18 protein-coding genes and 1 pseudogene are annotated in these 24,412 nt (G+C 51.4%); 15 read left to right on the plus strand and 4 right to left on the minus strand.

Annotated elements, in window-relative coordinates; genetic code table 11:
- The first annotated feature begins 159 nt into the window (after positions 1-159).
- From AC0YN0_RS02935 to AC0YN0_RS02955, 5 genes are read left to right on the plus strand one after another with little or no spacing between them, the layout of a single operon-like run.
- Positions 160-1,536 carry an ABC transporter substrate-binding protein gene (locus AC0YN0_RS02935; protein WP_475819915.1) on the plus strand — a complete coding sequence of 459 codons (1,377 nt, stop codon included), beginning with the start codon at positions 160-162 and terminating at the stop codon, positions 1,534-1,536.
- 39 nt (positions 1,537-1,575) lie between these two features.
- On the plus strand, positions 1,576-2,478 hold the full coding sequence (locus tag AC0YN0_RS02940) for a carbohydrate ABC transporter permease (RefSeq protein WP_475819916.1): 903 nt from the start codon (positions 1,576-1,578) through the stop codon (positions 2,476-2,478).
- A gap of 13 nt (positions 2,479-2,491) precedes the next feature.
- Positions 2,492-3,319 (plus strand): carbohydrate ABC transporter permease, encoded by an 828-nt coding sequence (locus tag AC0YN0_RS02945; protein ID WP_475819917.1) that lies wholly within the window; start codon positions 2,492-2,494, stop codon positions 3,317-3,319.
- 26 nt (positions 3,320-3,345) lie between these two features.
- Positions 3,346-6,447 (plus strand): glycosyl hydrolase, encoded by a 3,102-nt coding sequence (locus tag AC0YN0_RS02950; protein ID WP_475819918.1) that lies wholly within the window; start codon positions 3,346-3,348, stop codon positions 6,445-6,447.
- A 57-nt stretch (positions 6,448-6,504) separates the two neighbouring features.
- Positions 6,505-7,488: an N-acetyltransferase family protein gene (locus tag AC0YN0_RS02955; protein WP_475819919.1), complete on the plus strand. Its 984-nt coding sequence runs from the start codon at positions 6,505-6,507 to the stop codon at positions 7,486-7,488.
- 15 nt (positions 7,489-7,503) lie between these two features.
- Here AC0YN0_RS02955 and AC0YN0_RS02960 read toward each other — a convergent pair whose 3' ends face one another.
- A complete protein-coding gene (locus AC0YN0_RS02960; protein ID WP_475819920.1) occupies positions 7,504-7,881 on the minus strand; it encodes a cyclic-phosphate processing receiver domain-containing protein in 378 nt (125 codons plus the stop codon).
- Positions 7,882-8,009: 128 nt separating this feature from the next.
- On the opposite strand from AC0YN0_RS02960, the gene AC0YN0_RS02965 reads away from it, so the two are divergent.
- From AC0YN0_RS02965 to AC0YN0_RS03005, 9 genes and pseudogenes are all read left to right on the plus strand, one after another.
- Positions 8,010-8,177, plus strand: a complete 168-nt coding sequence (locus AC0YN0_RS02965) for a hypothetical protein (protein WP_475819921.1) — start codon at positions 8,010-8,012, stop codon at positions 8,175-8,177.
- 332 nt (positions 8,178-8,509) lie between these two features.
- Positions 8,510-9,238, plus strand: a complete 729-nt coding sequence (locus AC0YN0_RS02970; RefSeq protein ID WP_475819922.1) for a uracil-DNA glycosylase family protein — start codon at positions 8,510-8,512, stop codon at positions 9,236-9,238.
- 32 nt (positions 9,239-9,270) lie between these two features.
- Positions 9,271-9,786: pseudogene (locus tag AC0YN0_RS02975) on the plus strand (TerD family protein); the annotation flags it as partial.
- A 78-nt stretch (positions 9,787-9,864) separates the two neighbouring features.
- On the plus strand, positions 9,865-10,539 hold the full coding sequence (locus tag AC0YN0_RS02980; protein ID WP_475820882.1) for a vWA domain-containing protein: 675 nt from the start codon (positions 9,865-9,867) through the stop codon (positions 10,537-10,539).
- A gap of 270 nt (positions 10,540-10,809) precedes the next feature.
- On the plus strand, positions 10,810-13,413 hold the full coding sequence (locus AC0YN0_RS02985; RefSeq protein ID WP_475819923.1) for a UvrD-helicase domain-containing protein: 2,604 nt from the start codon (positions 10,810-10,812) through the stop codon (positions 13,411-13,413).
- A 16-nt stretch (positions 13,414-13,429) separates the two neighbouring features.
- A complete protein-coding gene (locus tag AC0YN0_RS02990; protein WP_475819924.1) occupies positions 13,430-14,056 on the plus strand; it encodes a hypothetical protein in 627 nt (208 codons plus the stop codon).
- 18 nt (positions 14,057-14,074) lie between these two features.
- Positions 14,075-15,367 carry a hypothetical protein gene (locus AC0YN0_RS02995; protein WP_475819925.1) on the plus strand — a complete coding sequence of 431 codons (1,293 nt, stop codon included), beginning with the start codon at positions 14,075-14,077 and terminating at the stop codon, positions 15,365-15,367.
- Between the two features lie 17 nt (positions 15,368-15,384).
- Positions 15,385-17,415 (plus strand): ATP-dependent DNA helicase, encoded by a 2,031-nt coding sequence (locus tag AC0YN0_RS03000; protein WP_475819926.1) that lies wholly within the window; start codon positions 15,385-15,387, stop codon positions 17,413-17,415.
- Between the two features lie 13 nt (positions 17,416-17,428).
- Complete coding sequence (locus AC0YN0_RS03005; protein ID WP_475819927.1) at positions 17,429-20,272, plus strand: ATP-dependent helicase; 2,844 nt, start codon at positions 17,429-17,431, stop codon at positions 20,270-20,272.
- 55 nt (positions 20,273-20,327) lie between these two features.
- On the opposite strand, the gene AC0YN0_RS03010 is transcribed toward AC0YN0_RS03005, so the two are convergent.
- Positions 20,328-21,134 carry an AraC family transcriptional regulator gene (locus AC0YN0_RS03010; protein WP_475819928.1) on the minus strand — a complete coding sequence of 269 codons (807 nt, stop codon included), beginning with the start codon at positions 21,132-21,134 and terminating at the stop codon, positions 20,328-20,330.
- Between the two features lie 145 nt (positions 21,135-21,279).
- On the opposite strand from AC0YN0_RS03010, the gene AC0YN0_RS03015 reads away from it, so the two are divergent.
- Positions 21,280-22,023, plus strand: a complete 744-nt coding sequence (locus AC0YN0_RS03015) for a phytanoyl-CoA dioxygenase family protein (protein ID WP_475819929.1) — start codon at positions 21,280-21,282, stop codon at positions 22,021-22,023.
- Positions 22,024-22,084: 61 nt separating this feature from the next.
- Here AC0YN0_RS03015 and AC0YN0_RS03020 read toward each other — a convergent pair whose 3' ends face one another.
- Together AC0YN0_RS03020 and AC0YN0_RS03025 are read right to left on the minus strand one after the other, a co-directional pair.
- Complete coding sequence (locus AC0YN0_RS03020; protein WP_475819930.1) at positions 22,085-23,335, minus strand: MFS transporter; 1,251 nt, start codon at positions 23,333-23,335, stop codon at positions 22,085-22,087.
- Between the two features lie 126 nt (positions 23,336-23,461).
- Positions 23,462-24,310: an AraC family transcriptional regulator gene (locus tag AC0YN0_RS03025; protein WP_475819931.1), complete on the minus strand. Its 849-nt coding sequence runs from the start codon at positions 24,308-24,310 to the stop codon at positions 23,462-23,464.
- Positions 24,311-24,412 lie beyond the last annotated feature (102 nt).

The following is a 24,412-nucleotide window of genomic DNA, read 5'->3' on the forward strand; positions in this document are numbered from 1 at the left end:
CTCGCGCGAGTTTTCGTGTGCGATCATGCAAAGAGATGAAGAAATCTGCCCTTCATGTGCGGTTTACCTCATTTTGCCGCAGGACGTGCGCCTCTATAATAAAAAGTGTCAACACCTATCAGGAGCTTCTAGCACGAAAAAAAGGGAGGCAATACAAATATGAAAAAGAGATTGCTAATGACACTAGCCGCTCTCGTCATGGCGAGCAGCCTGGCAGCTTGCGGCAGCAACAAGGCGGAAGAGAACAGCGGAACCGAAAGCGGAGGAAGCGGGTCGGGCGAAAAAACGGTCATCAGCTACTGGACAGGCGACCGCCATGATTCGGAATTTATTAAAGAAATGGTCGACGAATTCAATGCCACGAACACCGATAATATCGAGGTCGATCTAGTCATCAAGGGCGATGATTTCGACCAGGCGCTCGATATGTCGTTCCAAACGTCAGAGCCGCCGGATGTCATCCGTGTGAAGGAAAATACGATTCAAACGTTTTATAAAAAAGGTTACTTGGCGCCGATTGATGAGTTCTTATCGGATGAGCTTAAGGGGAAATTCCCTGAGATGCCGAATCTGAACAGCTTCGAGGGCAAGCGCTACAGCCTTCCTAACTACGGAACGACGATGCGCCTTATCTACAACAAGGAGCTGTTCGCGAAAGCGGGAGTTGCTGCACCGCCGACTACATTAGCCGAACTGGTCGATGTCGCTAAGAAACTGACGGCGGCTGGCAAGGAGAGCGGCGCATACGGCTTCGCGCAAAACTTCAAAAATCCGGGCAGCGCGCTCGGCCGCTCGTCACGCGTCATCGCCGAAGTAAGCGGCTACGGTGGTTTCGGCTACGATTTCAAGACGGCTCAATACGACTTCAGCCACTTTAAGCCGATTATCGAAGCGTTCAAGCAAATCAAGGATGACGGCAGCATGCTGCCGGGCGTTGAGTCGCTCGATATCGATCCGCTCCGCGCGCAGTTCGCAGAAGGCAAGATCGGCATGTATTTGAGCTTTTCCGCCGAAGCGGGCGTCTACACGTCGCAATTCCCGGCGAAGATTGACTGGGCCGCGGCGCCAGTTCCTTCGATTGACGGCAGCTTTAACGGCGCATCGGGTTTCTTGGGCGGACAATGGCTCGCTCTAAGCTCCAAGACGAAGAAGAAGGAAGCCGCATGGAAGTTCATGTCCTATATGTACTCGGAATCGCTGCTGCAGCAGTATCAGGAGAAGGGCTTCGGCATATCCATGGTGCCTTCGGTCAGCGAGGTTGCCGCGACACCTAAGGTGAACGGCATCGAAGGATTCCTGCCAAACCAATATGACGGCGTATGGCCAGTCTATCCGGTCGTAGCGGTTCAAGGGACGAAGTCAGACGACGCGTTCTTCAAATACATGGTTAGCGGCGGCGATCTTGACGCAATCATCAAAGATTTGAATGGGCGCTATAACGAGGCGCTGGCTCAGGCGGTTAAGAATGGCGAAGTGAAAGCCGAGCCGGATCCAAGCTTTGACCCTAAAGCGCTGGCTGGCAAGTTCGCCAAATAAAGAACGTTGTTGTGTACCTGATAAGGAGTGAAACCGGATATGAATAAAGCCAAACATCTCGCTTTCTCATACAGCTTCCTGTTGCCGAGCTTTATTCTAACCGTCGTTCTTGGCATCTACCCGATTGTCTGGGCGATGAGATATATGTTCTACGACTACAAGGGCTACGGTGCGGAGCGATTCATCGGATTGGATAACTTCGCTCGAATATGGAAGGATCACGAGTATTGGGACTCTGTCCTGAACACGTTCATTTATGCCGGAGGCAAGCTGGCTCTGTCGCTGCCTCTGGCACTGCTGCTGGCTATTATTTTGAATCGGGGTCTCAAAGGGCGCGGCGTGTTGAGAGCGCTGCTGTTCATGCCGACGATTATAAGCACGGCCGTGATGGCAGTCGTATTTTTCACCATTTTCAATTCGTATAACGGCATTCTGAATCAGTTTCTTATGAAGTATAACGTCATCGGTGCGCCTATCGATTGGCTGGGCGTCGATTACGCGATGCTAAGCGTCATATTAGTCTCCGTATGGGGAGCGCTCGGCAACTATATGCTGCTGTTTCTGGCAGGGCTTCAGAACATTCCGCAGGACGTATATGAGAGTTCTTCGCTGGACGGAGCGGGCAGATGGCAGCAGTTCCGGTATATTACGATACCGATGCTCGGCCCTGTTATGCAGATGATTGTCATGCTGGCGATCATTAACGCGCTCAAAGGCTATGAAAGCATCATGGTTATGACCGACGGCGGTCCGATAGGCCGAACGAATGTGATGTTCTTATATGTATATAAGTTGTTCTTCCCTACGGCTGGCGGCGCGGCGGCAACCGAGGTGCAGGAGATGGGCTATGGCAGCGCGGTAGCATTCGTGACGGCGCTTATCGTTGGCGCGATTACGATTATTTATTTCTACGGTTCGCGGCGTATGAGCCGGAACGACTAAGGAGGAAGGCATCATGAGATACGGATGGAAATTCATGACGTGGATTTTTCTGCTGGCGGTGCTTTTCCTTACGCTGTTCCCGATCGTCATTACGCTGCTCGGGTCGTTCAAGACGAATGCCGAGCTGACAGCCGGCGCGACGCTGCTGCCCTCGAGCTGGCAATTTGGCAATTACGCGGAAGCTTGGAGTACGGCGGGTTTTGAGACGTATTCGTTCAATAGTTTGTTCGTCGCAGTCATGGTAACAGCGGGAACTTTGATCGTTGCATCGATGGCTGCTTATGTTGTGAACCGGATGAGCTTTGTCGGTAAAAAGATATATGTCGGCATTCAAGCGTTCACGATGTTCGTAGCGATTGGCGCGGTCGTACTGCGGCCGCAATTCGAGCTGATGATCGACCTTAAGCTCCACAATTCATTATGGGGTGTTATTCTCATTCTGATCAGCGCTCACGCATCGGCGTTCTTTATTTTATTGAGCTTCATGAGCGGCATCCCGCGGGAGCTTGACGAGGCTGCGCGAATCGACGGCTGCTCGCCGGCTTCCGTGTATGCGCGAATCGTGCTCCCCCTGCTGGCTCCAGGTCTTGGCGTTGCCGGACTGTTCGCTTTCCGCGGCGCATGGAATGAATATTTGCTGCCTTTTGTCTTCACGCTCAGCAAGCCCGAGCTGCAGACGCTTACGGTTGGGCTTGCGAACTTGAAATACGGCATATCGGCGGCAGCGCAGACGCATTACATGATGGCCGGCGCCTGTCTGTCCATCGTGCCGATCCTCATTGTATATGTGTTCGCTAATCGATCGTTTATGCAGATGACTGCAGGGTCTTTGAAAGGGTAATTCAGAGCATGGGGAGGATATCGGCTATGAAATCGGCTGATGAAGAGTGGAATTGGGACAAGCTGCGCGAGCCGGATAGCAGCTACAGATCCGTTCCGTTATGGTCATGGAACGACAAGCTGGAGATTGCGGAGCTGGAACGCCAGATCGAGGAAATGAATCGCGCCGGCATCGGAGGATTCTTCATGCATGCAAGGGGCGGACTTCAAACGCCGTATATGGGCGAGGAGTGGATGGAGGCCATCCGTGCTTGCATTGTGAAGGCGGAATCGCTGGGGATGGAGCCTTGGTTCTATGACGAGAACGGCTGGCCGAGCGGCTTCGGGGGCGGGCGCGTGCCCGCCCTTGGCCTCGTTTACCAGCAGAAAAAGTTAGTTATGGAACGAGCTCCCTTCACGGAAGGAGACCGATCGCGTAATCTAGGGTATTACGTCTCGAGTGAGACGGGATGGCTGAGGCTGCCGGAGGAGAGCAGCGCGGAGGCAGAGGTTCGAATCTATTGGGAAGTGAATCCCTACTATATCGACACGTTAAGCCAAAAGGCGGTTCGCGCCTTCATCGACAGTACGTACGAAGCCTATTGGGAGAAGTTCGGCGATGAGTTCCGGCATGTGCTGAAGGGGGTATTCACGGATGAGCCCCAGTTCGGCAGAGGTGAGATTCCATGGTCCTTTGAATTAGACAAAAGGTATGTGGAGCGATACGGCAGCAGTGTGCTTGATATTCTTCCCGGCTTGTTCATAGATACCGCAAATGCGAAGGAGCATCGTTACCGGTTCTGGTCCAGTATAACGGAATTATTCGTAAGCAGCTATGCCAAGCAGATCGGTGACTGGTGTGAGGACAAAGGATGGTCATTAGCTGGGCATGTCGTCGATGAGCAGACGCTTATGGGGCAAGCGACATCGGTGGGCGACTTGATGTCCTTCTATGAATATATGCAAATTCCCGGCTGCGACTGGCTGGGTCGGTTCGTGGGCGAGGAGCCGCTCGTACCGAAGCAGGTCGGCTCGGTTGCGCGTCAGATTGGCAAGAAGCGGACGATAACCGAAAGTTATGGCTGTTCCGGATGGAACGCCAGTATGCAGGACTTGAAGCGAATTGGCGAATGGCAGTTCGTGCACGGAATTAATATGATGTGCCAGCATTTGCAGAGTTATAGTTTAAGAGGATTGCGCAAAAGGGATTATCCGCCGTCCTTGTTCTATCAGCAGCCGTGGTGGATGGAGTACCGGCATTATAACGACTATTTCGCGAGGCTGTCTATGCTCCTTGCGGAAGGGGAAAGGCAGGCTGAAGTTCTGCTTCTTCATCCGATTCGTTCGGCGTGGGTGGAGCAGAGAGGATTGGACAGCTCAGCTATTCGTCCCTATCACGAAGCATTCGCCGACTTATCCCGGCAGCTCTGCCGCTCTTTCCTGGAGCATGACTACGGCAGCGAATCGATTTTGGAGCGCCACGGCAGAGTGGAGGGCGGTCGGCTGATTGTTGGGCAGGCTGTTTATTCGGCTGTTATTATGCCGCCAAGCGTGACGTGGAGCAGATCGACGGTGGAGTTGTTGATTGCTTTGTTAGAGCAAGGCGGCAGTGTGACGATCGTTGCGCCGTTCCCAACTTTGTTGGAAGGTAAGCAAGATGTGCTGCTTGAGCGTTTGATGGCTTTAGCAACTTCTACAAATGATGATGCGTCGATTACTGATATCATTTCACAAGTGGTTGCTCCGTTTGCGAGCTTGAGAAATACATCGGGGGATAGGATCGAATCCGATATCATCAACATTCAGACATTGAAGCTCGGCGACTCATGGCTCTATTATTTCGTCAATTCGGGCGAGTCGGGCTGCGGCGATGTAGAAATCGAGCTGCGCAGCGAAGGTAATGTGACGATTCTTAATCTCGAAACAGGAGCGGAAGAAATGCTGCCGCAGGTGCAAAAGGGCGGATTCGTACGCGTGAAGCTTCCGTTGGCAGCAGCCCAGTCGTATATGCTGCGGCAAAGAATAGAGGCTGTGGCAGGGAACAACCAGCAGAGCGCATCGATCAAGGAATGGACGGCTAATGGTCAGACGCTTATGCTGGATGGTGCTTGGCGGGTGAAGAAGGCCGAGCTTAATAGCCTGACACTCGACAAATGTCGGGTGAGTATTGAAGGCGGTGACTGGAGCGAACCGCAGCCGGTTATCTTTTTGCAGGAAAAGCTGTTGGAATTGGGACGCTCGGCGCGAATCGCTTGCGAATTCGTATTCCATGCAGCGTTCGATACGGGACGTGCACGGGAGATGTATTTGATCATGGAGCGGCCTGACACGGCAGTCTTAACACTTAACGGTGTTCCGATCTCGAATGAGGATTGCGGCTGGTGGCTGGACACTGCCTTCAGGAAGCTTGATCTTAGAGGAATGGTGCACACAGGAGAGAATAGGCTCATTATCGAATCCGAGTTCTATAATGCGCCAGAGACGTATGAAGCGATGGAACGAGCGAAGACCTTCGAATCCGAGGGCAATAAGCTTACGTTCGACACGGAGCTTGAAAGTGTCTATTTGTTGGGCGACTTCGGCGTGGAGTCGCTAACGCCATTCGTTGACGGGGGGAACGGAACCGTTCTAGCCGAAGGTCCGTTTGTATTGACGGAAATACCCGTTCTACTGGCTGGAGGCGACTTCGTACGGCAAGGTTTTCCTTTCTATGCAGGGCGATTGACGGTTGAACAGAAGGTTAGCGTCGAGAACGTGTTTGCCGATTCGGAGATTTTGTGGTCGTTCATTTCGCCTCCGGATGCGATCGTCGCGAAACTTCGCATCAATGGCCGCGAGGTAAAGACCTTTCAGTGGGAGCCGTATGAGGCGGATATCGGACCGTTCTTGGCGACGGGAGACAATGTGATCGAGCTGGAATTGGCAGGCAGCTGCCGCAATCTGCTCGGTCCCCATCATCATGTGAAAGGTGAGCCGCTTAAGATCGGGCCCGACAGCTTCACGAATAAGGTCGGATGGACGGATCGTGACTTGCCGCCGGATACGCAGGTATACCAGGATCGTTATGCGTTCGTTCGATTTGGGCTATCCGCATCTCCGCGAGTGACGATAAAGCACATCGCAAATGATTTAAACCAACTAATCCCTTGAGCCGTTCATGCCTTCGATATTACAGTTGTAAGTAATAGGAAGGAAGGGGATTGTTGCATGACGATTGTTGTGAGGAAAATGATTGTACCGGATGATTACGCAGCGGTGGCCGCCATCATGACGGAGCATTACTCTGAGGAAGTAACCGTGGAGAAGATGAGGGACGAGGATGCGATTATACCGTTAACAGGGCAGCTTGATCGTGACGAGCAAGGACAGCTTACCGGCCACGATCGTCTGCGACTGGTGGCGTTAGACGAAGCGGGACTTATAGTCGGTTACGGACACGCTTGGCGAGCGCCTTGGTCGACGCCGGGTGTGTTGTATGAACAAATTATCGTGGGTCGAAAAGAGCGTCAAGGCGGGGCGGGACGTGCGATCTACGAGGCGTTGATGAACTACTCGGTGGAGGTAGGTGCGAGCAAAATCGTAGCCGATGTACGGGATGACGATCCGGAATCGGTGCGTTTCGCCTGCGCCAGAGGGTTCGCGGAGAATCGTCATTTGTTCGAGTCGGTAATCGAGTTGAATGAAGCTTCGGAGCATGGTGGCTTGGCTGACGCACGGTTGGGCGACTTTCGCTTGTTGACGTTAGCCGATCTGCCCGGCGGCGAGCAGACCGAGCGCGAGGTGTATAACCTTTATTTCGCGACTCATCCGGATATTCCAGGCTTCGAGGGCGAATACATGTGGTACAGCGAATGGCGTAAAAGGACCGTAGACCGGGAAGACTTCGATCGCTCCCTGGTTCTCTTGGCTTGTGAGGGGGAGCATATCGTGGGAGCAGTCGAACTCCGGACGTTCGAATCGACTCAGAGCGTCTATAACGAGTTCACTTGCGTCGATCCGGCCTACCGCGGTCGCGGAATTGCGATGGCGCTCAAGAAGCTTTCCATCCATATCGCACGCAAACGCGGCTTCCGCTATATTCGAACGAACAACGATTCGTTGAATGGTCCGATGCTGGCTATTAATCGCAAGCTTGGCTACAAGCCGGTACCGGGTTATTTGCAGATGGTGGCGGAGCTGGCACGGGGCTAGTATTAGATACGTTTGCTATCGTTTTTTGTTAAATGAGGCAGTCCTGATCGGATTGTATCTGATTGGCCGAATGCAAATCGTAGATTCGGCATACCGAGGCTTATGCTTGACGAGAAGCTGATACATGCGTATTCTGCCTATCCGATCATTGCTATGGATGATGATTCTGGCCGGATAGGCGGCATTCGCGGCGATATATTTGGCTACGGCGTATCCTTTCAGTTGCCCACGGCCTAGATTGTAGTCGAGTGACAGCACGGAGATCCGATTGGCTTTGATAATCGCGATGCACTTATTCGCCGTACGCGCTAAGCAGTAGCCTGCTGGGCAGCGCCTTCTATCATCGAGAAACAGTTTCACAATAATTCCTTCCTTCTGCTTCGTCTTGTTCATTACCCTACTTTATGTCTATAGCGCGGCGATCGTTTGGGCGAGTCGCTCGGTATGGGAGAAGAAGGGTTTTTATGTTTAAAGACGAATGTTAGACTTAGCAGAGCCATCTTTTCGAGGGAGGATTTGGATTGAATCATACATTGATTAAAGAGATTACTCATGACAATCGGAAAATATATCCACAGGTGTACATGATCAAGGGCAAGCACAGAGAAATCTATCTTACTCCTGCGATGGCGGACTGTCATCCGCCTGAAACTTGGAAAACGATTGTTAGAGTTGAAATCGAACGATAAACCAATAAACAGCGGCAGTCTTGGACTTTATTTAACGTCCATGGCTGCCGCTGTTTGCTTTTTTGGGCAGCTAAATTGGGCTTTAGGAGAATAAGTGCTCATTAGTTTGATTCTGGGCAACTAACGGGGCTTATTTGACGCAATGGGCAGAAATGGTCATTTAGTTCGACGAAATGCCACTAAATGAAGCCTGTTAGGGTAGAGGACGAAATGAGTTTGACGAAATGCCGTTACAGCGTGTACGCAGCTATCGCGGCAATGGAGGAAATGTTTTCTCGCAGAGCCGGGCTGCCTAGCTTATGGTAAAATAGTTGCAAACGAAGGAGGAGAATATGCTGCTGGATCATTATTCGGATTTCATTCGTGCGCTGCCGAGCGGGCCGCTTGGGAAGGAGCAGCTGCTTGTGGAAGAGCTGTTGCTGGACGCTACTCCGTCTCAAGCTATGAAGCTCTATTATATTCCTTTCGAATATGTGAATGAGAGCGCCAAAGTGTTCATTATCGGCATTACCCCAGGGTTTACGCAAATGCAAATCGCCTTTCAAACCGCTCGGGACTGTCTGAACGCCGGTGTTCCGCTAGGCGAAATCGATCGTGAAGCGAAGAAGCAAGCGAGCTTCGCTGGCACGATGCGCCGCAATCTAATCGACATGCTGGACAAGCTTGAGCTGCACAAAGCTCTCTCCATACGAAGCAGCGGCGAGCTGTTCGAGGAGCGCCGCGACCTGCTGCATACGACCTCGGTCATTCGTTACCCGGTCTTCGTGAACGGCAATAACTACACCGGACATAGTCCGTCTATCTTGAAATCGGAGACGCTGTATCCATACGCCGAGCGAATCTGTCTTGCGGAGCTTCTAGCGGTAAAGGATGCGCTTCTTATCCCGCTGGGCAAAGCGGTCGCTGAGGTCATTGAGACTTTTGCGGCGCAGGGCATGGTGGCTCGCGAGCGATGTTTGATTGATTTTCCGCATCCGTCAGGGGCGAACGGGCATCGATGGGCACAGTTCGAAGCGAACAAGGACAAGCTGACCAAACAGATTGCTGATTGGTTTCAATAATATAATTTGTAACACGACAGGGAGGAATAGCGATGCGATTATCAAAAGGACAAAAGGTTGACGTTACAAAGGGAAGAAACGTCGTCGAACTGGCTCTGCACTTTGGCTGGACAACGGCGAATGCCGCTATGAGCACTGATGCAGCCGCATTTCTGCTATCGGAGCGGGGGCGCTGCGAGCGCGACGAAGACTTTATTTTTTACGGCAACCCGCTTGCCCGAGATGGAGCCTTGATGCATGCCGAATCAGACAAGGGCGACAGGGAAGCCATTAAGATTTCATTAAACCGAGTATCCGGCCAAGTATCGAAAGTCGCTTTTACCCTAACGATTCACGAAGGCGAACAGTCCGGTCATTACATGCAGGACGTGTCGGGGTTATATGTCCGACTGATAGATACGGCTACCGGCGAAGAGTTATACCGCTACGAATACGGCGAGGATCTGACGAAGGAGACGGCCGTCGTGATCGGCGAGCTGTATAGACATAACGGTGAGTGGAAGTTCAGCGCGATCGGAAGCGGCTTCTATGGCGGGCTCGCAGCTCTGTGCACAAGCTTCGGACTCGAAGTGGAAGCACCTGCGTCTGCTGATACGCTAGAAGTAGCAGCTGCGGTGGAAACCGCGATTCCATCGACGATCGATTTGCGCAAAAAAACGGTGCAATTCACGCTGCAGAAGAAACAGCTGACGAACGTCGTTGCCAGAGTAGGAATCGTGCTTGATATTACCGGATCGATGCAGCCGTTATACCGAAACGGTACTGTCCAAGAGGTCGTGGAACGGATATTGGCGGTTGCGACCCAATTCGACGACAATAAAACTCTCGATGTGTGGGTGTATGATACGGAGTTCAGCCGTCTTCCTTCGGTGACGGAGCGGGAGCTTGGCCGATATGTGGAAACGCATATTATGAACAACAGCCACATTCATAAGTTCGGCCGCAATAACGAGCCCCCAGTCATGGAGGACGTGATCCGCAAGTATACGGAGGAAGAATCCGATTCGGACACCCCGGTCTTCATTGTTTTCATTAACGACGGCGGTGTTGTGAAACCGATCAAGAAGGTCATCACATCATCATCCGCATTGCCGATCTTCTGGCAGTTCGTCGGCATCGGGCAGTCGGATTTCGAAGTGCTGAAGAAGCTGGATACGATGGAAGGGCGGGTAGTGGACAACGCTAACTTCTTCCATCTCGACGCGATCGAGAGGGTATCGGATGAGGAACTTTACGACAAGCTGTTGAATGAATTTCCGTTATGGCTAAAGGAAGCGAAGAACAAGAGAATTCTTAGATAAACGACTTATCATGAATTCCAATAAAAAAGAACCTTGAAATGAATTTCAAGGTTCTTTTTTGGCTGAAAAACCGCGCTCACATTGTAGAAGGCTACTGGCTTCCGGATCGTTTCATAAATGAGTCATACGGAAGGAAACCGCAACGATGATGCGCAGGAATACGAATGCAATCATCTTCCAAATATTTCATCGACAGATTGTTTTTTCTACCTTAGACTTGAATAATATGGGACTAAAGAATCAGATTTGTGGCGGAGTGAGGTGCTTGGATTGAAGATTTTAGTTCTAGATAAATTTTACAAGTCCGTTCCGAAGGACAAGCAGGTCAAGGTGAAGCAACGCGTCTTGTCTCTAGTAACCGAGCTGAAAGAAAACAAATATAACTTTCATTCGCTTTCCAAAGGCAACAGCATGAGGAAGATAGAATCGGCGGGCGAATCGATCTTTAAATTCAAGTACAACGAAGGCGATCGCATCTTGTGCACGTTTGCGGGCCTTTATTATGACGATGTAAGGGAAGAGGATCGCAACAGCCTGGTGCTGATGGAATATTGCAGTCACGATAAACAAATCGTAGCGGCCAAGAAGCGGAATTTCGGCATACAGGAGCTGCTGCCCTTCGAGGAGAGCGGCTCCGCGGCACCGGTATACGAAAGTAAAGGACAAGAGGCGGAAACCGTCGACTTTTCCCTCTATTATTCGGCGCCTTATATGATAAACACGGATACGGATGAGCTCGAGCGATTGTTCGGAGAGGACGCGCCGCTTTATTATTTGGACCCGATCCAATATGAATGCGCATCGGCGGCGCATGAGGGACAGCTGGTGCTGGGCTCGGCAGGCAGCGGCAAAACGACGATCGGCGCTTACAAGCTGGCGAATTACGCCAGACATCACCGAGGCGAAGAGTTTAAGCTCGTCTACATTACGTTTTCCAAGCGGCTGAAAGATAAGGTGCAGGCTTTGTTCGAAGACATAGCGATTCGCCTATATGGACTGGATCGAAGCGAGTTTGACGGAAAAGTGGAATTTCTGATGTTTCGCGAGCTGCTTGCGGAATTCGAAAGCGACATCGCGCATGGCAACGTCATTACATACGAAAAATTCAAAGCTTGGTACCGGGATCAGAAGGGCCATGAGCGGCAATGGCCTGACCCGTTGGCATTATGGAAGGAGCGCAGAGGCATCCTGCAAGGCATTATCGGAAGCGATTGGCAGTATACGGCAGCTGTCTCTTCCTTAAAGTTTGACAGCGAGTTATTAATGCTGCTGCATGATAACGAGATGATTGCCTATGACGAGTCTGGACATAGCTTTAAGCTTCGGGAGCCGATGGCGGATATTTGCCGATTCATTAACCGGCAGAGGGGATCGGAAAGCTCCGAGTATTTCCGCATAAGCGTCATTCGTACGTTAAATGAAGCGATAGTGAAATCCAAGGGAATTACCGACGAGCAATACCTCTCGTTAGGCAGTCAATACTCCATGTTCGATAGAGAACGACAGGAGAAGGTTCTCCATATTTTCAAGGCTTATCAGCAGTATGTTCATCGAGAAAACAATAGAGGGTTTTACGAGGAAGGAGACTTGCTGCGCAAAGCATTGTCTCATAGCCGTCCCGTCTATGATTATATGGTCATTGATGAGGTGCAGGATCTAACGGAACTTCAAATTTATTTTATGAGTCAATTGCTGAAGCGTCCAACGAATCTGTATGTATGCGGCGATTTTCACCAAACGATTAACCCTACGTTTTTTGACGCGGGAAGGGTAGCGAGCATTTGTCAGTTCATAAGCGGGGACGATCGTATCGGACAACAAGCAACGCTTACCCAGAACTATCGATCCAGTCGCAGCATTGTGGAATTCGCTAATGAAGTTGCGAGACTCCGCAACGCCAGAATACGGACCAAACAGCGATTGGAATGGATGGAAACAGCTGCGCGCGGATATACGAATCGTCCTATTCTATACCTTGGTGATCCGGAAGAGCTGTTCAGGCATGCAGCCGACAAAAGCTACGTCATGATTGTCGTTCCCAGCGATGCGGTGAAGCTGGAATTGATTGGAGTGTACCCGGAGCTGGAGTCACGCGTGTTAACGGTGTCGGAGATTAAAGGGATTGAGCGCAAGACGATCATCAGCTATAGGATGATGTCGACGTTCCGTGAAGAGTGGGACACGATCTTTAATCCGCAGACGAAGCTTAGCCATGAGGTTTACCGTTATTATTTCAATCTGTTGTATGTGGCGGTTACTCGTGCGCGCGATACGTTATGCATCATCGAGGATAAGCTGGGACCGGAGGCGAAGCGATGGTTAAGCGACAAGGCCGAAACCGTCGAGCGATTCGATGCCGACCGTTTAGGCATGGAGGAGGTTTCCACGCTTGACCAGAACTTAAGCGAGGCGCAGGATTCTGAACAAGAAGCGATGTATGCGCATGCGATATCGGTCTACGAGTCCATCCTCCGCAAGGGAAAGGGACAAGGCGCTTCGTATGCGCTTGCTGAGCGCGGCATCCAACGATGCAAGATTATGCTGGCGTATGAGCAGGATCAAGATCCGGACAGTGCGGGCGAGGCGTTGATCCAGCTGCGTGAATATGACGAAGCGGTAGTCTTGTTGCGCGGCGGCAAAAACGCGGGGCTGCTGCTTCAAGCGATGCTATCGTCGCAGAAGACGGACACCTACGATATTGAGGGGGAAATGCGTCGCAAAGGGGCATTGCCGGTTAAGGAGCTGCTGAAGCTGAATAACGAAGGGCTGATGAGCCGTTATCTGGATAGAATGACGAAGCCTTATACGGATCATATGGAGCATATTGCGAAAATTTCAAGAGATTTGATACAGATTATGAATCCGGTTCATTAAAGGAGACGGTAGGCATATGGCGGCAAAAACGGAAAATCAATCGATTGAACAGCTTATCAAACGATTTCAAGAGCTTACGTCGAACACGAAGCAGCTTGACGACACGATTGCGAGTTTCTCGGAGGTCGCGGCAAGCTTCCAAGCGGCCATGGAGGGGCTGGACCAGTCGCATGCTTTTCAGGAGCTGGCCAAACATTCCAAGGATGCAATCGCTAAGCTTGAACAATTAAAGAGCATGAATGAACAACAGGTACTTGGTAACTTGCAAACGATTGTGCACGAGGAAGTAACGATTGCCGTTGAAAAGCTGCAAGATCATATAGAAGAAGAGTTCATGAAGCGGAAAGACCAAGGAGCGGGCGAATCTAAGCGAGACAAAGAAATAATGGAGCTTCTGCGTCACATGAATCAAAAGTTGGATCGAACGCCGGCAGCCGCGGCTTCCTCGTCTTCAGACGAGCTGGCTCAGTTAAAGAGACAGATTGCGGCCATTAACGCTAAGCTTAAGCGGCAAGAGGATTACGAACGGCGCATTGCGATGCTGGAGCTTGAGGTGGAGCTACTGCGCGGTAAGCTTGGCATCACGGAAGACGACAACGACAGCTGGTCGAACGACGTGTCCGATGACGATCTGCCATTCTAGCAGAAGGAGCTGCTACAAATGACTTTGCAAGAAGCTGTACGTTTGGCCAAGCTCCAACAATACGGAGATGCGCTTCGTATATTTGACTCCTTGTATGCGGCCGACGAGCAGCAATTCGGCGTATGGGAACTATTTTATTACAGCAAATGTTTAAGAAAAGCACAGCATTTCTCGAGAGCGGTAAAGCTTAACCGTCTTGTCTATATAAGCATGCCCGAGAATGAGCCTAATCGGAATGCGTACGCATGGAACCTGTATGATCTGTACGTCAAGCAAGCAGACGATCGTAGAGTCGATGAGTCTAAAATGTTCAAAATCGCCGCATTCGTTATTGAAATAACGAAACAGGATAAATATTCGCCCTACGAACGAACCGTATTCGCGATGCTTAAGCATTTGAAGAGCAAAGGAAGTCCGCCTTGGCATTTGTTCATGCAGTGGCTTGGCAAGCTGGATCCCAGCCTGTTGAACAAAGATTCGATTAGTATTACCGATACAAGCGGTGTGGTCAGAGAGCTGGCGTCGCCTTTCGAGGAATGGCATTATAATCGGGTAATCGGGTTGTTCGGGCTGGAACAATGGGAAACCTGCATTGCAGCAGTGGACGAAGCGCTTCAAGCAATTGCTGGCTTTCATTATAATCATCATATATGGATTCGAATCAAAAAGGCGGTATCCGTCTCTATGCTGGGCGATCCTGAAGAAGCGACGCGGCAGCTGGAGCAAATTGGCATTGAATCGAATCATTGGCTCGCGTATCATGAATTGTTCAAGTTGTATTCGCAGCTTGGCGACAAGGAAAAGGCGCTGCGGTCTGCGGCAGTCGCTTTGTTGTCAAGAAGCGGGGAATCGAAGCATAAGATGAGGCTGCTGCTCGAGCTCGGAGCGATGCTCGAGGAGCTTAACCTTAAGCGGGAAGCGCTGCAGCACTACAGTCTCGTACGGGATCTTCGCGCGCACAACGGCTGGCCGTTAATAGAACGTCTTGTTTCACGAATAACGTCGCTTGAGAACGAGACGGGCTTAACGATAGCCGGCAATTCAAGAGAATTGGAGCGTTATTGGAACAGCCTGAGGCTGAGCAAGCTGGAGAAGAGCAGCGGCATCGTTCAGAAGCTTATCGGTGAAGGGAAGTCGGGCTTCATTGCCGGGGGCGAGTCCGGAGCGGTCTTCTTCAGAGCTAGCGATGTGATTGGCAAAACGCGTTCCTTGCTGGTCGGTCAGCGCGTTAGCTTTTATGTAACGGATTCGTATGATCGGAAGAAGCAGCGAATAACGAAGCAGGCTATCGAAATTAGACTCATAGAATAGAGAGAGGAGGAGTGCTTATGAGCATGCGGATAGCCGATTTTTTTGATCGGGCTGCCCTTACCGGCAGTCAGGCGGAAGGGATTGTTAAGCTGGAGAGCTTCATTAACGGCGGTAATCAGGCTTTCGTATTAAAGGGTTACGCGGGAACGGGAAAAACGTTCATGCTTAGCCGTCTATGCGAATATTTTAAGGCGGTAGATCAACCGTTTCGCTATATTGCGCCTACAGGCAGAGCGGCCAAGGTGCTGCGCAAAAAAACGAATCAACCGGCATCTACGATACATAGTCTTGTCTATCAATTGGACCCGAAACATTCTGTTCTCGAGCTGGAAGAGGAACAATATAAGCTCCTGTTCCGCCTCCGAAACAATGAGGATTCGATGAATACCGTTTATATCGTGGACGAGTCTTCGATGGTCTCGGATACCTACAGCGATAATGAACATTTGAAGTTCGGCTCCGGCAAGCTGTTGTCGGACTTCTTGGCTTATGCAGCTCTCGATCGATCGCGGCGGAAGGTCATATTTATTGGCGATTATGCGCAGCTCCCTCCCGTCAACAGCCGAATGTCGCCGGCATTGTCCATCGATTATTTGGCAGATAAGCATGCGCTGGCTTGCGAGCATTTCGAGCTGTCCGATGTCTATCGGCAAGCACAGGACAGCGGCATCCTTCAGGCTTCGATGCGCATTCGGGGCGAGCTTGAGAACGCAAGCTACAGCGCGTTAACGATACAGAGCAACGAAAAGGATATCCATGAAATTCCGATTGAACGATCGGTTGATGTCTTCAGCTCGCGGTGGTCGCCTGCCGATGAAGAGAGCGTTATATTGATCGCTCAGACGAATGATGCGGTCTACAAGTACAATCGGGCGATTCGCCGCAGACTGGGCATGAACCCTAGCGATATTGTGCAAGGCGATCAGTTGCTGGTCGTCAAAAATACGATGGTCGATGGCGTACCGCTATTCAATGGCGATTTCATCAAGGTCGTGCGTGTCAGCCCGAACCCTGAGATCCGAAGGATTCGCTTAAAGGGCGAAGAGGAAGAGGTTAAGCTGTCGTTCCGGACCGTAATCGTCTCGATGATCGGGTTAAACGGCGAGCCTTTGCAAGTGAAGACAAAGGTGTACGAGAATTTGCTTTATTCGGGAGAGCGGGAAATTCCGCAGCTGGAGCAGCGGGCATTAATGGCGGATTTTCGTATGCGCAATCCTCATTTGAAGCAGAAGCAAGAGCTGTTCTCGGAGATGCTTCGCTCCGATCCGTACTTTAATGCCTTGCAGGTGAAATACGGATACGCGATTACAGGCCACAAGAGCCAAGGCGGCGAATGGAAGTCGGTCATCGTCGACTACAGATTCAGCAGCTCGACGCGAAGCGAGCAATATTTCCGCTGGGCATATACAGCTACAACGCGGGCCAAGAGCAGTCTGTACACCATCTATCCGCCGGCAATCGAGCCCTTGGAGGATATTCGTTTCGATTCGGATGCCGTAGGGCAGCTTGCCGAGGGGGTGGCGGATAAGCTTCGGCACTATAATCTGCTACCTTCGAATATCGAATATAAACCGTATCAGTTCATCTGGCATGTGCGGACCGAGAACGCGGAGCAGCGTATTTCCGTCCATTATAATGCGAAGCTGGCGATCAGTTCCTATCAATTGCTGGACGGTGTCCGCAATCTTGACGATCGGATCATGATGCTCATCATGGATACTTTCGTTTCAAGCGAAAGCTCCGATTCCAGCTCCGGCGGTGATAACTCTCCTTCTTCATTGGTTCAAGCGGTTAAGGACGCCGTCGTGCCGCTCCTTGTTGATGCCGTTGCGGATTATGAGCTGATCGCTGTAACCGAGCATCCGCATGTTGTGAAAATAAGAGGATTGGCACTAGGCGAAGAGCTCGTGCTTAATGCATATTTTAACAAAAACAACGCCTTTACGAAGCTGATCGTCGAAAAAGGAATTCAAACCCTCTCGGAGCAAGTATTGTTGCTCGTTAGGCAGAAGCTGCAAGCCGTCAAGATCGGGCAAAGCGTGCGCTAGAAGGGAGCAGCTTATGATGAATCCATCCCAGCAAGAAGCCGTTCTAACAACAGAAGGGCCGCTATTGCTGATTGCAGGGCCAGGTTCGGGCAAGACGCGAACGCTGGTCAATCGGGTAGCTCATCTGTTAATCGATAAGCAAGTACCGCCTGAGCGGATTATGATCTCGACATTCACACGCAAGGCGGCGTTCGAGCTTCAGTCGCGGCTGCTCCATCGTCTACAGGAGCTGGGGGCGACTGTGAACGTTCAGAACTTGCTGATCGGCACGCTTCACTCGATCTTCCTGACGCTGCTGGACAAGTATCGGCCGCTTACGCATTTGCGCAAAGGGTTCCGGTTGTTGGATGACTTCGAGCTGCACTATTTGGTATACCGCAATCTGGACCGTTTTCTTGCGATCGAGAATGCGGTTTACTTGACGCTCAAGGACGGATCATACAAGGACCCGACGCCGATTAGCCGATCGCAGCGTCTCGTCTATTGGCTGAACAAGGTGAATGAAGAGATGCTCGATCCGCAGCAGTTGATCGCATCGAACGATGTTCCGATTAGAGCGCTCGGAGAAGCCTATCATCTCTATGAGCAGCTTCTGCGCGAGCTGAACGCGCTTGACTTCGGCATGATTCAGATGACGATGCTGAAGCTGCTTCAGGAGCATCCGGCCGTGCTTCAGGAAATAAGCGGTTCTATTCAATACATGATGATCGATGAGTATCAGGATACGAATACAATTCAGGAGAAGCTTATCTTGCTTCTTGCTGGCGAGCATGGCAATCTGTGCGTCGTAGGGGATGACGACCAGTCGATCTATCGTTTCCGGGGCGCAACGGTGCAAAACTTGGTGCGGTTCGAGGAACATTTCGAGCCGGGAGCGTGCAAGGTCATTGAACTGGACGTCAATTACCGTTCGCATCCGCGCATTATTAATTTTTTCGCGTCATGGATGAAGCTGTGCAATTGGAAGGATGGTTACGGTACTTCGTATCGGCTGGAGAAGACGATTAAGCCCGATAAGCCGGATAACGGCAAGACGTCGCGGGTTATTAAGCTGGCGGGCTCTCGCAATGAGCGGCATTGGCATGAGGAAGTGCTTCAATTCCTGAACCATGTCATGGAGCGGGGCGTTATTACGGACTGGAATCAAGTCGCCTTCCTGTTCCGGTCGGTGCGCAGCCCGGAAGTGAAACGGCTGACGGATTACTTGGAGCAGCGCGGCATTCCCGTTTTCGCCCCTAGGCGGAACGCATACTTCGACCGTCCGGAAGTTCAACTAGCGATCGGCACCTTCGCCGTATTGTTCTCTTCCATCATCGATGAGAGGCAGTTGCCTTCTTATATCCGAACATGCACGAGGCTGCTTCGGAATGAGTCTCTGTCGCCAGAGCATATCGAATTCGTTGTATGGGTCAAGGCAATGAAAAAGTCATTCGCGGACGTGGAACAAGGGGCAGCGGCTTCCGAAAGCTTGCTCGATCTGTTCTATGAGCTGCTGCAGTTTCCGATGTTCCACAAGCTTGTTGCGACCAAGGATCTTGGCAGCGCAAGTGAAAGCCGGGAAGTGCGCAATATGGCGGCGTTGACCAAATGGTTGCTGCGCTTCGAGCAGCTTCACGAAACGAATACGAAGGAACTTGGGCTGGCGGACAAGCTGTTAAGCTTCTTCGACTTCATCGCTTACGTACAGGAGATTGGGCAGGATGAATACGAGGATGAGTCGGACTATGCGCCTAGCGGATCGGTATCATTCTTCACCTTCCACCAATCGAAGGGGCTGGAGTTTCCGATTATTGTGACAGGCTCGTTAGACAGTACGCATTATTCGCAGTCGGATTGGATCGAGGAAACGCTGCGTCCTTACTACGCGAGACAGCCGTTCGAGCCACTCGCCCAGACGAGCGAATATGACTTCTATCGTCTGTTCTATACGGCTTTCTCCCGCGCCCAGGAGCTGCTTGTGCTTACCGGCAACGAGCAAGGACCCGATTATCGCGGCAGAGGCCAGTTGCCATCGGAGTATATCGAACCTTTGTACAGGCGGCTGCGAAGCTGGCGCGATCCGAACGTTTATTTGGATGAGCTTAAGGCGACGCCGGTTAAGCCCATTGTATTGCAGCAAAGTTATGCGTATACAACGGATGTTGCGCTGTATAATAATTGTCCGCGCTACTACTTGCTGCGACGCGTATTCGGCTTCGAATCGGCGGCGGGCGCTCCGGCATTGCTAGGCACGCTCGTTCACTTTGCCATTGAGGACATGCACCAGACGATGCAAACAGGCACGCGCGTAACGGAGCAGCAGCTTGAGGCATGGATCGAAAAGCATTACGCCGCGCTGACGCAGACTGGACTGGAAGCTCCTGTGGAAATGAAACGTATAGCCTATGAGCATACGTCCAGCTACTTGCAATATGTGAGGCTGAATGAGCTTGGCGTCGTGTCCTCGGAGCTTGCCGTATCGTCCTTTGTCGGTGATTATTTGATGAACGGTAAGCTGGACGCGGTTCTAGAGCGTGACGGCCGCTACGAAATCATCGACTTCAAGACGGGACGCAAACCGAGAAACGATGAAGAGCAGTCGCGGTACAAGAAGCAATTGCTGCTGTACGCTGCCCTGTGGGAGAACCGGACCGGCTTGCGGGCAGAGGCGATGCGGTTGTTCTATACGGGGGAGGCGGATGGCGAGCAAGTCGTATCGTTCGCGCGCGAGGAGAGCGAGCTGCAATCGGCAATGGCCGAGATGGCGGAGACGATTCAACGTATCGAGTCGAAGCAATTCGACGTGGCGAAATCTCATTTGGCTGCGTGCGGGCGCTGCGACTTTAAGCGCTATTGCCATGGTATGGCGGCAGTATAAGTTCAACGATCAAAGAGGGCAGCCGCTGTGAATAGCGGTTGCCCTCTTTGTGTTGCTATGCTTTGCGAAGGCTGCCCCACGAGAGCCGGCGAATCTCGGAGGCTGTTTTCCCCGTCGATTGCTTCATGAGCCGCGCGAGATGATGCGAGGTTTTGAAGCCGCAGCGATGGGCGATTTCGGTTACGTTAAGACCGGTATTCGTCAACAGTTCTACCGCGCGTTCAATGCGGTATTGCCATAAATAATGAATAGGCGTCGTCTGTTCGAACTGCTTGAACAAGCGAACGAGATGCTCCGCCGATACGCCGGCATGATCCGCGATGGCTTTGAGCGATACGTCGTCGTTATGATGCTCGTGTATCCATTCCAGCGCGGCGTATACGGCAGGATGCTTTTCCTTCTGAAGCAGCGCTCTCGTGGATTCATTCGGGTACAGATGAAGAGCGGCGTGACCTAAGCTTCGCAGGAGCGGGGCTGTATGCGCCGATTGGCGTTGAACGTTCAAGATCAGGTCAGTGAGCCGGTTCATCTCCTCCGTCAGAGGCAAATATTCGGGCAGTGCGCACAGCTCCTCCCGCGCGGCTGCCGCCAATTCGGGCACATGTACGGCAACCCAGCGGTGCCAGGTTTCCTCCGTGCGCGAGAAAGTGAACGACTCTACGTGACCGGGCTTCAACAGCACCGTGTGTCCGGGCTGTACATGAAGCTCGCGGCCGTCGATCGTGACCGTCATCTCGCCTGTATATAACATGACGAGCTGAATGTCCTGTTGAATACGCGGACCGAATCGGCCTCCCCGCGGATAGACGATCGAACCGGAAGTAACGGAGGTTATATCGTCAAAGGATACAGCGTTAGCCAATACGTCACCGCCTTGATGAAATTGCTGGATTATCAACTACAGATACATTTTAGCAAATTACAGCCATTGTTGGAACAGGTCTGTAAGCGTATGCTTTGAGTATAGTAAATGGCAATCCAATAAATAGCAAAGGGGATAAGCAAGGATGAATATTACTTTCACACCACCGCTTAAGCCACTCACGGAGGAGCAGGTTGAGTTTTTCAGAGAGCAGGGGTACTTTCTGTATAAGAAGGGAATGTCGGATGATTTAATCGATGCCTTTAACGGACACATCTACGATATTCGAAATCAGAGTCCGATGCCGGAGTGGGCGGCCTGCGACGAAGCGAAGAAATATTCGCTGCGATTGTTTAATCCGCATAAGCATGACAGCTTCTCCAGACAACTGATGAAGAACGCCATCGTGCGCGGAGCGCTCGCACAGCTAATGGGCAAGGAGGCCGTATGCGTCCAAAGTATGTACTTCTACAAAGAGCCGGGCTCGCCGGGGCAAGCCGCGCATCAGGACTATTATTACATCAAGAATGATCCAATGACCATGATTGCGGCATGGACAGCGATGGAGGAAGTCGTTAATATCGAGAACGGCTGCCTATGGGTGATGCCTGGAACGCACAAGCTTGGGCTGCTGCCGCACGGCGCGGTGAAAAATATCGAGGAGCATGAGCATTGGACGGAGGAAACGGAAGGCGTGGACACGTCGAGACAAATTCCGGTCGAGATGGAGAAAGGCGATATCTTGTTCTTCAGCGAATTGCTGATCCACTCCTCGAACAAGAACCGGAGCAAGGACCGCTGGCGCCGCTCGTACGTCTGCCACTATATCCGCGAGGACTCGAACGTCCTTCACCGGGAAGACCTTCGCCAGAAGTTCCCGTTATATTAATTTGCTTAATTGAGAAGCCGCATGGAAGTGAAAGCTTCATGCGGCTTTATTTGGGGCAAAATTATGAGGATTTATGCAAGTACGCATGGACGACGAACACAACGAAAGATAGGAGGGAAGCTGCCATGCCCAAATACAAGACGAGCGAAATGCCGGTCTGATCGTATATCGTACCGTAGATCGTTGGCGCGATCATACGGCCGGCGCTGCCGAAGCCGCCGACAATGCCCATGTAGAAAGGCGCGCTTTTGCCGGCATTTTCGGAGAAGAAGGTCGGGATGACCGGAAGGAGCAGCATCTCTCCCAGCGTACATACGATCATGCCGATCACCAAACATATATAGTAGTCATGGAATAGGGCGATGAATAAGTAACCTGCCGTGCAAATAACGGAGCTTGCCACGATCTCCATGCGAAGCGAACCGGCAAGTCTCCTCTTGATCCAATTGGTAATCGGCTGCCCGGCGAATATGATGATTCCGTTAGTCGTCCATAGCAGGCTGTACATCGATAGCGGGTAACCGCCGTCGCTCAGATAAGGCGCGATGCCGCTATTCCATATCATAATCGAGACGAAAAACAGCATTTGACCGATGCCCAGAAATAAATAGATACGGACATTCATCAGCTTCTTGAGCAGCGGCAGATCTTCCTCCATTCCCGCGATAGAGGAGCTTGCAGCCGATCTTGACGTCTTCATCGTCAAGTCGTTAGCCGTGGAGCGGCGTTCGGTTTGCATGAATAAGAGAAGGAAGACGCCGAAGGCGACCGTCGACAATGCCGTAACGACATAGGTCATCGAAAAGGAGATCGCCGCGATGAGTCCGCCGACCGAAGCGCCGACGGCCAGTCCGATATTGTTGCCTACGTAGATGGCGTTATACAGCTTCCGCCGATGGTCCGGCCAGCGAAAGCCGATATAGGCGTTGATCGCAGGCGCAGCTACCCCGTTCATTAATCCGTAGATGCTGGTCATCGCCACGTATATCCAGTAATCTCTCGTAAAAACGACCAGTTCGATTAATAAACCGGAAATGACCATCGACGTTACGATTAAATTTTTCGGTCCGAATTTATGATACAGGGCTCCGCCAACGAGCTGCCCGATGACGCCTGCGAGCGCTTGGAATAACAGCACCAATCCCGCATCGGCATAAGATCTGCCCAATACTTGATGCACGTACAGCGTCGTCAACGGCCATAGAATAGAGCTGCCGATCGCGTTCGCCAAGCTTGCCGCTATGAACGAGATCGCGTCCTTAGGATAACCTCCTATTAATTTACGCCAATATGATAATGCTAAAAATCCCACTGCGGATACCACCTTATCGCTGCTGTAACTGACTCTTGCTGTTTTTGGAAACGCAATTACGATCATACTCGTTTGCGAGTGAATTAGCCATGTTAGATCATTCCATTCATACGAGCGGGATTACAACTATCTATAGTAAAGCAACCGATTCGCCGAGGCGTTGCGGAACTCCGTCGGCGTCAGATTCGTCATTTGCTTGAACGACTTCATGAAATGCTGGCTGTCATGGTAGCCGAGCTGCAGCGCGATTTCGTTGACCGTTTGGTTCGTGTCCGTGAGAAGGAACGAAGCGGCTTCGATCTTCTGCTGCATGATGAACTGCTTGAGCGATACGCCGGCAATCGTCGAGAACAGATGCGACAAATATTTGGCGTTATAGCCAAAATGATCGGCGATCTGCGACACCTTCAACTGCTCGAAACGATTCCACGCCATATAATCAACGATGTCATTATAGAGCTGAAGCTGCTTCAGCTTTTTGTTCGGCGCGTTTTTGGACAAGTAGGCTTGGTTATACAGTTCGCATAAGATGCTCGTCGTCAAATAGTTATTCAGCGTCGGATCCTGATAGCTTCGCACGGAATCTTGCAGCTGCTTCATCAGTACGACGATTTTGTCATTACTCAACGTACCTTTGCGAGGGATGACAATGCTCCCCTCTTGTGGAACATAGGACTCGATCTCGCAGCTGTCCGTTAAGTGGTCGTCTACGGTAAAATGCAGCCAATAAAAACTGCAATCCGACTTCTGATAGCCAAATTGCTTGGCGCGGGGCGGCATAAGAAGAAAGTCGCCTTCCTGCAGCGCATGCTGCTCCTCTTCATCGGCTATAAATAATTGCCCCTTCGTCTGAACGAACAATTCGTAATCCAACAGCAGCCTGCTCATATGCGTCCAGTCGGGAGAAGGCGAGACGAACTTGCCCGTCATCTTCAGGGCAAGCGGTTTTTCGACGTTAAGCCTATATCCGAGCATTCTGACTACACCTTCCTCATCTAACCTTTTCACACGTCGAAAGGCATATTGTTAATAGGATAGCAGGCGGTTAACGCAATAACAACCCGATAAAGTATCGTT

This window comes from Paenibacillus sp. J22P218 (genome assembly GCF_056269195.1).